Below are 1,644 nucleotides of genomic sequence, written 5' to 3' on the forward strand. Positions count from 1 at the left end.
CGGAGTCCCCGGCCGCGGCGCCCTGCGCGGTGACCGCGGTGATCCCGCCCTGGGCGTGCCAGGTGTTGGACTCGGCCAGCCTGCCCTTGGTGATCAGGGTGACGGCAGTGTCCGGGCGTTCCGCGGCGAGCGCGGCGGCGTAGAGCCCGGCGATGCCGGACCCTACCACCGCCACGCGCCGGACCGGTTCGCGGTTCACGGCTTGGCTGCCAGCATCCGTTCCAGCGCCACGCGGGCGGGGACGGCCACCGCATCGGGCACGGTGATCCGGTTGAGGACTTCGCCGCCGGGCAGTTGGCCGGTGCCGGCGTAGGCTTCCAGCACCCAGGCCAGGTAGCCCGGGTGGATCCGGTACATCGTCGAACACGGGCAGATCACCGGGTCGAGGCAGAAGATGGTGTGCTGCGGGTACTCGGCGGCCAGCCGGTTGACCATGTTGATCTCGGTGCCGATCGCGAAGACGGTCGGCTCGGTGGCGGCGGCCACGGCCTTGCGGATGTAGTCGGTGGAACCGGACTCGTCCGCGGCGTCCACCACCGGCATGGGGCATTCCGGGTGCACGATCACCCGGACGCCCGGGTAGTCGGCGCGTGCCTTCTCGATCTGGTCCACGGTGAAGCGCTTGTGCACGGAGCAGAATCCGTGCCAGAGGATCACGCGGGATTCCTGCAGCGTCGCCTCGTCGTTGCCGCCCAGGGGCTGGCGCGGATTCCACATGGGCATCTGCTCCAGCGGCACGCCCATGGCCTTGGCCGTGTTGCGGCCCAGGTGCTGGTCGGGGAAGAACAGGACCCGGTGGGCGCGCTCGAAGGCCCACTCCAGCACGGTTTCGGCGTTGGAGGAGGTGCAGACGATCCCGCCGTTTTCTCCGCAGAACCCCTTGAGCGCGGCCGACGAGTTCATGTAGGTGACCGGGATGACCGGGACCTTGCCGTCCGCGTCCGGACCGCTGCCGAGTACGCCGGCCAGCTGGTCCCAGCAGGCCTGCACCGAGTCGATGTCCGCCATGTCCGCCATGGAGCAGCCGGCGGCCAGGTTCGGCAGGACCACGGCCTGGTCTTCTCCGGAGAGCATGTCGGCGGTTTCCGCCATGAAGTGCACGCCGCAGAACACGATGACTTCGGCCTCCGGCTTTTCCTTGGCGGCCCGCGCCAGCTGGAACGAGTCGCCCACGAAATCGGCGTACTTGACCACTTCGTCGCGCTGGTAGAAGTGGCCGAGGATGACCAGCTTGTCGCCCAGCTTTGCCTTGGCGGCCAGGATCCGCTCCTCGAGCTCCGCGTCGCCGGCCAGCCGGTATTCGGCCGGGATTTCGCCCTGCCGCGGGGTGGCGGCCGGCGCCGGGTCGGCCATCGACGCGCCCGGCCCGTAGGAGGGAGCCCAGGCACCGCTGCCCGCGGCGGTGTCGAAGGCCCACGGCCCCTTGGCCAGATCGGCCGTGCAGGTGGAGGCGGCGGGCGCGCGGGAGCCGGCAAGGGCTTCCTCGCGGGTGATCAGCTGGATGGTGCTGTTGACCGATGACATGGTGTTCTCCGTTGTTGGGCAGGGGTCAGGTCGGGAGTTCCGGGGCGGACTGTGGGTTTGGGGCCGGGTGCGGCGGCGGTTGCCGCGGGCGGCTGGGGAGCTGGCTAGGCGGGCGGGCTG

2 protein-coding genes are annotated in these 1,644 nt (G+C 70.6%); both read right to left on the reverse strand.

Annotation, left to right across the window (positions count from 1 at the left end):
* Nucleotides 1–199: FAD-dependent oxidoreductase (locus AC5RV2_RS17805; protein ID WP_494093429.1), on the reverse strand; the 199-nt coding region annotated here is incomplete at its 3' end.
* Complete coding sequence (nadA, locus tag AC5RV2_RS17810) at nt 196–1,524, reverse strand: quinolinate synthase NadA (protein WP_494093430.1); 1,329 nt, start codon at nt 1,522–1,524, stop codon at nt 196–198. The genes nadA and AC5RV2_RS17805, both read right to left, overlap by 4 nt.
* Nucleotides 1,525–1,644: the final 120 nt, after the last annotated feature.

The organism is Arthrobacter sp. Y3225116, assembly GCF_059091245.1.

What these genes read in the sequence shown, in the direction of transcription:
- nadA (WP_494093430.1), bottom strand. Translation starts at nt 1,524, where the DNA reads ATGTCATCGGTCAACAGCACCATCCAGCTGATCACCCGCGAGGAAGCC.